Here is a 7,018-nt window from a genome sequence, read left to right as displayed (position 1 = left end):
GTGGCCGACGCGGCCGTGGTCGGCGCGCCCGACCCGGAGTGGGGCGAGCGGGTCACCGCCGTGGTGGTCCCCGCCAACCCCGACACGCCCCCTACGCTTACTCAATTGCGGGCATACTGCCGCGATAGGCTTCCCCCTCACGCCGCCCCACGCGATCTTCGCCTGGTGCCCCAGCTCCCGTTGCTGCCGAACGGCAAGACCGATTTGGTACGGCTTCGGGCAGGAACCTGACGAGTTGCGGCTGCGTCAAATCGGGGAGAAGGAGGGAGCCTTCATGGACCAGACCCGCAAGATGTGGGCATCCGCGGCAGTCGTCGGCGCGATCGTCGCCGGAGGCGCCTCAATCGCGGCGGCCGCCTCGGCGGGCAAGCTCGACCAGGTCGCGAAGGAGACCAGAGCCGTGGTGGAGAAGGCGTCACCGTCGCCGACGACCAGCGATGACGGCATCGTGGTCTCGCACGAGGTCAATCCCGACCCTCGCACCGTCATCGACTACTGGACGGATCAGCGCCTGCAGGACGCCCAGCCGATGCCCATGCCCGAAGTCTCGGCCGGAGAGATCGAGGTTCGGGAATAAGACTCAGGGGAAGGGGGCGGTTCGTTCCTTTGGGCGATCCGCCCCTTTTTCGTCCCCCCGGGAACAAATGACGGCGATTGGCGTTATTGATACTGGTGCGCCGTGCGGACAGAAGCCGCCCCACCACAACCTGCCTGATCGCTTCGACTCCGTACGGAGGAGGTGTCCTCATGCCCAGAACCGCCGTAGCGACCCCACCTGCGACTCTCGACCAACTGATTGAACGAGGGCGAGCCCAGGGTCACCTTTCTCTGGCGGAGCTGCGTGACGCGTTCGCGGAGGCCGGTATCAGCCCCTCTGAAGGCCGCACGATCCTGCGCGAGCTCTCGGAGAGCGGCGTGAGCCTGGCCGCCGAGAACGAACCGTCTCTCAGCAAGACCGCCCCGAAGAAGACGCCCAGGAAGCCTGCGCGTGCAAAGACTACCGGCCGCAAGGCGGCCGAGGCAAAAACCGCCACGGAAGCCGCCGCCAAGGCTGTGACCCCGTCCGAGCAGAAGCCGGAGCACGAGGAGGACGTCCCTGAAGACCTCGCCCTGAGCTCCGAGGACGCCGAAATCGAGAACGAGCAGATCGACCTGGACGACACACAGTCGGCCATGGGCGACTCTGTGCACACCTACCTGAAGTCCATCGGCCGCCGCACCCTGCTCACAGCCGCGCAGGAGGTGGAACTGGCCCGGCGGATCGAGGCGGGCCTGTACGCCGAGTACAAGCTGGAGACGCAGCCCGACCTGTCCCCCTCCTACCGGGAGGACCTGCTTCTGGTCGTCGAGGACGGCAAGCAGGCCAAGGACCACATGCTGGAGGCCAACCTCCGGCTCGTGGTGTCGGTCGCCAAGAAGTACACCGACCGTGGCATGTCGCTCCTGGACGTCGTCCAGGAGGGCAACCTGGGGCTGATCAGGGCGGTGGAGAAGTTCGACTACACCAAGGGGTTCAAGTTCTCCACGTACGCCATGTGGTGGATCAGGCAGGCCATCCAGCGCGGCTTCGCCGACTCGGCCCGTACGATCCGGCTGCCCGTGCACGTCCTGGAGATGCTGTCCAAGCTGTCGCGCATCGAGCGTGACATGCACCAGCGCCTGGGGCGCGAACCCACGCCCGAGGAGCTGGCCGTCGAGCTCGACAAGACGCCGGACCAGATCGAGGAGCTGCTGCGGACGAGCCGTCAGCCGATCTCGCTCAACGCGACGATCGGTGAGGACGGGGAGACCACGATCGGCGACCTCATCGAGGACGTCGACTCGCCGGAGGCCTCGGAGATCGTCGACCGCCAGCTGCTGGGCGACCAGCTGCGTGGCGTCCTCGACAACCTCTCGCCTCGGGAGTCGAAGATCATGGCCCTGCGCTTCGGCCTGGTGGACGGCAAGCCGCACACGCTGGACGAGATCGGCAAGCACCTAGGCCTGACGCGGGAGCGGATCCGCCAGCTGGAGAAGGAGTCCCTCTCCAAGCTCCGCCACCCGAGCAACACCCGTCCGCTGCTCGACTGGGCCAGCTGACACTCCGGGAAGCCCCGGCACAACGAGGGAGGATGTGCCGGGGCTTCACCGTGTCCGGCCCCAGACGGCCTTCCGGCCTCGCGCGCGGTCGGGCCATGCCAACGGCTCTCGCCTTGCGGGCGCCGCGTCGGCGAGACGCCCGGCGAAGGGACTCGGCGCAAGGCGCCCCGCCACTCGCGCCCGCGCCCGACGCCACCAGACGCAACAGCGCAAGAGCCCTGGGAAACCGGCAGGGCTCTTGCGAAACCCCCGTGTCAGAGGGTCGCGGGCACCGAACGGGGCACGCGGGGGATCCCCCACAGCCGGTTGTCCTCGCGGAGCGTGCGCAGCCGATCGACCTCGGCCGTCCACATGGCCCCCGCGGGCGTCGCCTTGGCCTTGCGGCGCGCGATCCGGTTGTCGTACGACTTCACCCCGAACGTGGCCCGCTGCCCCGCCTCGGCGGCACGCAGCGCGTCCGTCAGCGTACGGTCGAACTCCCGCCCGGCGGCCAGCAGCTCGATCTCGTCGGCAGCGGCGGCCCGCAGGTCCCGCACCGTCTCCTCGGCCCGGCGAGCCTTCTCGAGCAACTCGGGGAAGCTCTTGGAGATCTCCTGGTCCGCGTGGTAGCGAACCTCAGCCTCCCGGCTCACCCGCGGACGGAAAAACGCCATCGAACCTGCCCCTTCACGCTGCCATTACTCGTTCAAGCGCCAAGGGTACGCCGTCGCGCGACACAGCGGGAAATCGGCCCGGCGCGGCGGCCTTTACGAAGTAAGATGATCTCCATGCCCGCCAAGAGACCGCCCGTCCCGCTCTCCCGCGAGCGCATCATCGAGGCTGCGCTCCACATCGCCGACAGCCAGGGCCTGCGCCGGCTCACCATGCGCCGCCTGGGCGACGCCCTGCAGGTGGAGGCCATGGCCATCTACCACCACCTGCCCAGGGGCAAGGAGGCGCTGATGGACGCCCTGGCCGAGCACGTGACCACGGTCCACGTCGAGCAGGGGCCCTCCTGGCAGGAGACGGCCAAGGCATGGTGCAGGGCGGAGAGGGAGCTCCTGCGCGAGCATCCGGGCGTACTCGCATTGGCCCTCACAAAGCCGCCCAAGGGCGCCACATCCCTCGCCATCAGGGAGCAGACGGAGCAACTGACCGACGGCGGCCTGCCCGGCGCGGCGGAGGCCGTACGCGCGCTGCGGGCCTTCGTGTTCGGGAGCGTGGCCGTCGAGGTGCAGCAGTCGGGCTGGGCCGATCCCGAGGTTGACGAGTGGGTCAGGCGTGACGAAAGAGCCGATGTGGATTTCGAGCGCGGACTCGACGCTCTGCTCAAGGGATTGCAAACGTAGTGCGCGTGTCACGCTTGGCCCGTTATTCTGCATAAGGCACGCTGTGTCGAAGGTCACACGACCGGGCAAATCTCCCGTAACGGGTCCGCAACGGGCTATGCCGAGAGTGTGAGGTCCGTCGCACACTTGCCAGTACAACTATCCGAGCCGGCTCCCGGACCCTCCAAACGGGAGCATCCCACGAGATATCGGAGGCACGCCGATGTGCCCGCACGACCCGGCCTGTCCGGATGCCGAGGCGCCTGACCGCGAGAAGGCACGCACTCTCGCCTGCCACCCCGAGCAGGGGTGGAGCCTGCTCTGCAACGGCGTCGTCCTGTTCGAGGACACCGGGGAGCTTCTTCCCAGCGGCGCCACCATCGAACCGCACCGACCCGTCGTCGGCGCCGCGTGAACTACGCGTAGTGGACGATCCACTCCGCCACGACCTCGCCCACCCGGGCGGGGTCCTTTTTCAGGTCATGTCCCTCTCCCGGCAGCACCACCAGGCGTGCGGCGTCCTCGGCGTCCGGCACGCCGAACGGATCCCGGTCCCCGTTGACCACCAGCACGTCCACCCCGGCGCCACGTAGCTCATCGGCCCTGGAGCGTTCCGGCTTCCCCGGCGGGTGCAGCGGAAAGGCCAGCGCCACCACCGCGGCCGCGCCGACCGCCCTGGCCGTACGGCAGGCCACCCGCGCCCCGTTGCTCCGCCCGCCCTGAACGACAGGCAGCCCGGACCATCGCGTACGCAGCTCCTTGAGCACGATCTCCCAGGCCTCGTCCTGCCTGACCGCCGAGCCCGGCGCCCGCGCCCCCGCCACCCTGAACGCCTGCGTCACCCTGGCCACCGTGGCCCCGGCCTTCAGCGCGGCGTCCCGTACGGCCAGCAGGTCGGGAGCGTCCACTCCCCCGGACGATCCGTGGGTGAGCACCAGCAGCAGCCGCGGGTCCGCGACCTCGTCCATTTGGACGAGCGCCGGCCCTCGCGGGGTCATGACCTCCATGCCAGCACCGTACCTGGGGAGGATCTCACGTTAGCTCTCAGGTCGGATGACGGCGTGCCGTACGCGGTGGATGATTGCTCATATGCCAGACACGCGCCCCATCCGGGATGAACTGCAGGCCACGCTGGACGCCCGCCGCGACCTGGGTCCCGAGTACGAAGCCGCGCTCGTCGAGTCGTTCGTGGAGCGCCTCGACGCCACGATCTCCGCCCGCGTGCGGGCCGAGCTGGACCATCACGGCGCCGCGCCGCGCAAGAAGAGCACTCCGGGCGCCGCCATGATCCCGATCGCGCTGGGCTCGATGGGCATCGGCATCCCGCTGACGGCCATCGCGGCGGGCTACGCGGGCCTGACGGGGCTGACGATCGCGTGGATCGCGATCGTGATCATCAACGTGGCCGCCGCCGGAGCCGTGATGCGCCGCAACTGACCCTCGCGGGTACTCGGCGGCGGCCACGGGAGCGCCCCCGCCCGTGCACGTGGCCATCAGGCGTCCGGCGGGCGCTGCGGACCGCGGTACGTCAGCGTCTGGCTGTAAACGATGCTGGTCGTCGTGCTTCCGAACTCGGCGAGCTCGCCGACCAGCCGTTCCAAATGGCGCATGGACGCCGCGGCGACCTTCAGCGTGTAGCAGTCGTCGCCTGTGGTCCGCAGGCACTCCAGGATCTCCATCCGCTCGGAGAGCAGCCGGTGCAGCGGCTCGTGCCGGTTGCCCGGGTATTTGAGGCGTACGACGGCGAGCACCGCGAACCCGGCCTTCTCCAGGTCTACGTCGGCGTGGTAGCCGGCGATGACGCCCATCGACTCCAGGCGTCTCACCCGTTCGGTCGTCGCCGAGGAGCTGAGGTTCACGCGCCGTCCCAGCTCGGTGAACGGGACGCGGCCGTCTCGTTGGAGCTCTACGAGGATCGTCCAGTCGGTCGCGTCGAGATTCTCGGCCATCCGCCAAACATACCGGCAGAATCCCGGATATCTTCCGCTTACGCCGGAAGGAATCTCTTAATCACGGGGTGGTCTCCTGGATAGCCTGAACCGGTGCGAATAGGTGTGAACGTTCCGAACTTCGGGCCCGGCACTGACCCCGGCGTCCTGCGTGGCTGGGCGCAGACGGTGGAGGGGCTGGGCTTCGATCTGCTGATGGTCTCCGACCATGTCGTGGTGACGCCCGATGTCGCCGAGCAGTATCCCGCGCCGTTCTATGAGCCGTTCACCACCCTCGCCTGGCTCGCCGGCATCACCGGCCGGGTCCGGCTCGGGACCACGGTGCTCATAGCGCCGTACCGGCACCCGCTCCTGACCGCTCGCATGGCCGCCAACCTCAACCAGCTCAGCGGCGGCCGGCTGGTCCTCGGTGTGGCCTCAGGCTGGGCCCGGCAGGAGTTCGCGGCGCTCGGCGTGCCGTTCGGCCGGCGCGGGAAGCTCACCGACGACACCCTCCTGGCGATACGGGCCGCCCGGGACGACACCGAGGACTACCGCGCCGGACCGATACCGCTCTGGATCGGCGGCAACAGCGACGCCGGCATCCGCCGGGCGGTTCGCCTCGGCGACGCGTGGCACCCGCTCCGCAACACTCTGCCGTGGCTGCGCGACGCGGTTGACCGGATGAAGGCCATCGCCGGTGACCGGCCGGTACCTGCCTTCGTCCCGCGCATCATCCTGCGGATCACCCGATCGCAGGTCACCGGTCCCGACCGCCTCGCCGGCGAGGGCACCATCGGCCAGGTCGTCGAGGACCTCGAACAGCTACGTCTGCTCGGCGCCGAGACGGTCGTGCTCGACCCGTTCGACGGCGACCCGGACGAGACCCTCCATCCCGAGGCGAAATGGCAGATGCTCGCAGCCGTCGCCGCTCATTGGGACCTTCACCCACGAATGGAGCAACTGTGACACAGGACGAGGAACGACTTCTGCGCCGTGCGATCGAGCTCGCGGCCGCGGCTCGGGCGGGCGGCAACCCGCCGTTCGGCTCGCTGCTGGCGGGTCCGGACGGCCGCGTGCTCGCCGAGGAGCGGAACACCACGCTCACCGACGCCGACATCAGCGCGCATCCCGAGCTGAAACTGGCCCGCTGGGCGGCCCGCGAGCTCGATCCCGCCACCGCGGCTGCCACGACCATGTACACGAGCTGCCAGCCCTGCACCATGTGCACGGGGGCGATCCAGCGGTCCGGGCTCGGCCGCGTCGTGTTCGCCCTCTCCGAGGAGCAGCTCACCGGCCTCAAACCGGGTGGCGGCTGGCCGCATGTGCCGCATGAGGGCCCGGGCCTGTATGAGGAGGCGCGCGTCCCGGTCGAGGGGTACTACCAGTGAGCCTGGCTCTCAGTCAGGTGTCGCGGTGGTAGCGGAGGCGGACCTCGGCGGCGAGGGTCTCGTCCTCGTGCTCCAGCCCGTACGACCACACCCGGCCCGCGTCGTCGTCGCGTCCCCGTAGCGGCAGGGTCCGGGCCAGGAGCTCGATGGCCAGGGCGCTGGTCTGCGGATCCGCACCGTACTCGACGCTCTCCGCGAACTCCGCGCAGGCCAGATCCAGATGCGCGATCCCGAGCTGGACCCGCAGCCCCGGCACCTCCTCGGGCGGAGCGACCTCGAGGGCGTCCATGAGCACGTCGGCCGCCGCCCCGGG

The 7,018-nt window shown here is 69.4% G+C and carries 10 protein-coding genes and 2 pseudogenes; 8 read left to right on the top strand and 4 right to left on the bottom strand.

Going from position 1 to position 7,018, the window contains the following annotated elements; all coding sequences use genetic code 11:
- From AB0J09_RS51040 to AB0J09_RS51030, 3 genes and pseudogenes are all read left to right on the top strand, one after another.
- Positions 1-231 (top strand): annotated as a pseudogene (locus AB0J09_RS51040) (AMP-dependent synthetase); the annotation flags it as partial.
- Between the two features lie 43 nt (positions 232-274).
- On the top strand, positions 275-577 hold the full coding sequence (locus tag AB0J09_RS51035) for a hypothetical protein (RefSeq protein ID WP_360708720.1): 303 nt from the start codon (positions 275-277) through the stop codon (positions 575-577).
- A gap of 170 nt (positions 578-747) precedes the next feature.
- Positions 748-2,079: a sigma-70 family RNA polymerase sigma factor gene (locus tag AB0J09_RS51030; protein ID WP_360708717.1), complete on the top strand. Its 1,332-nt coding sequence runs from the start codon at positions 748-750 to the stop codon at positions 2,077-2,079.
- Positions 2,080-2,333: 254 nt separating this feature from the next.
- Here AB0J09_RS51030 and AB0J09_RS51025 read toward each other — a convergent pair whose 3' ends face one another.
- A complete protein-coding gene (locus AB0J09_RS51025; protein ID WP_360708714.1) occupies positions 2,334-2,732 on the bottom strand; it encodes a hypothetical protein in 399 nt (132 codons plus the stop codon).
- Positions 2,733-2,846: 114 nt separating this feature from the next.
- On the opposite strand from AB0J09_RS51025, the gene AB0J09_RS51020 reads away from it, so the two are divergent.
- On the top strand, positions 2,847-3,407 hold the full coding sequence (locus AB0J09_RS51020; protein WP_360708711.1) for a TetR/AcrR family transcriptional regulator C-terminal domain-containing protein: 561 nt from the start codon (positions 2,847-2,849) through the stop codon (positions 3,405-3,407).
- Positions 3,408-3,609: 202 nt separating this feature from the next.
- Positions 3,610-3,801 carry a DUF5999 family protein gene (locus tag AB0J09_RS51015; RefSeq protein WP_138669881.1) on the top strand — a complete coding sequence of 64 codons (192 nt, stop codon included), beginning with the start codon at positions 3,610-3,612 and terminating at the stop codon, positions 3,799-3,801.
- 1 nt (position 3,802) lies between these two features.
- On the opposite strand, the gene AB0J09_RS51010 is transcribed toward AB0J09_RS51015, so the two are convergent.
- Complete coding sequence (locus AB0J09_RS51010; protein WP_360708707.1) at positions 3,803-4,393, bottom strand: alpha/beta family hydrolase; 591 nt, start codon at positions 4,391-4,393, stop codon at positions 3,803-3,805.
- A gap of 82 nt (positions 4,394-4,475) precedes the next feature.
- Between AB0J09_RS51010 and AB0J09_RS51005 the strand changes: the two genes are divergently transcribed.
- A complete protein-coding gene (locus tag AB0J09_RS51005; RefSeq protein ID WP_360708704.1) occupies positions 4,476-4,823 on the top strand; it encodes a hypothetical protein in 348 nt (115 codons plus the stop codon).
- A 56-nt stretch (positions 4,824-4,879) separates the two neighbouring features.
- Here AB0J09_RS51005 and AB0J09_RS51000 read toward each other — a convergent pair whose 3' ends face one another.
- The gene (locus AB0J09_RS51000; RefSeq protein ID WP_360708701.1) at positions 4,880-5,335 is read right to left on the bottom strand and encodes an Lrp/AsnC family transcriptional regulator; all 456 of its coding nucleotides are present in this window, start codon (positions 5,333-5,335) and stop codon (positions 4,880-4,882) included.
- A gap of 93 nt (positions 5,336-5,428) precedes the next feature.
- Between AB0J09_RS51000 and AB0J09_RS50995 the strand changes: the two genes are divergently transcribed.
- Both AB0J09_RS50995 and AB0J09_RS50990 read left to right on the top strand, forming a co-directional pair.
- Entirely contained in the window at positions 5,429-6,283 is an 855-nt protein-coding gene (locus AB0J09_RS50995) for a TIGR03619 family F420-dependent LLM class oxidoreductase (RefSeq protein ID WP_360708698.1), read from the top strand.
- Positions 6,280-6,705 carry a nucleoside deaminase gene (locus tag AB0J09_RS50990; RefSeq protein ID WP_360708695.1) on the top strand — a complete coding sequence of 142 codons (426 nt, stop codon included), beginning with the start codon at positions 6,280-6,282 and terminating at the stop codon, positions 6,703-6,705. The genes AB0J09_RS50995 and AB0J09_RS50990 overlap by 4 nt, the downstream gene beginning before the upstream one ends.
- A gap of 13 nt (positions 6,706-6,718) precedes the next feature.
- Here AB0J09_RS50990 and AB0J09_RS50985 read toward each other — a convergent pair.
- Positions 6,719-7,018, bottom strand: a pseudogene (locus AB0J09_RS50985) (hypothetical protein); the annotation flags it as partial.

Source organism: Nonomuraea sp. NPDC049784 (assembly GCF_040659615.1).
Taxonomy (GTDB): Bacteria; Actinomycetota; Actinomycetes; order Streptosporangiales; family Streptosporangiaceae; genus Nonomuraea.
Note: the sequence above shows the minus strand (reverse complement) of the source record. Positions and strands in the feature narration are given on the sequence as shown.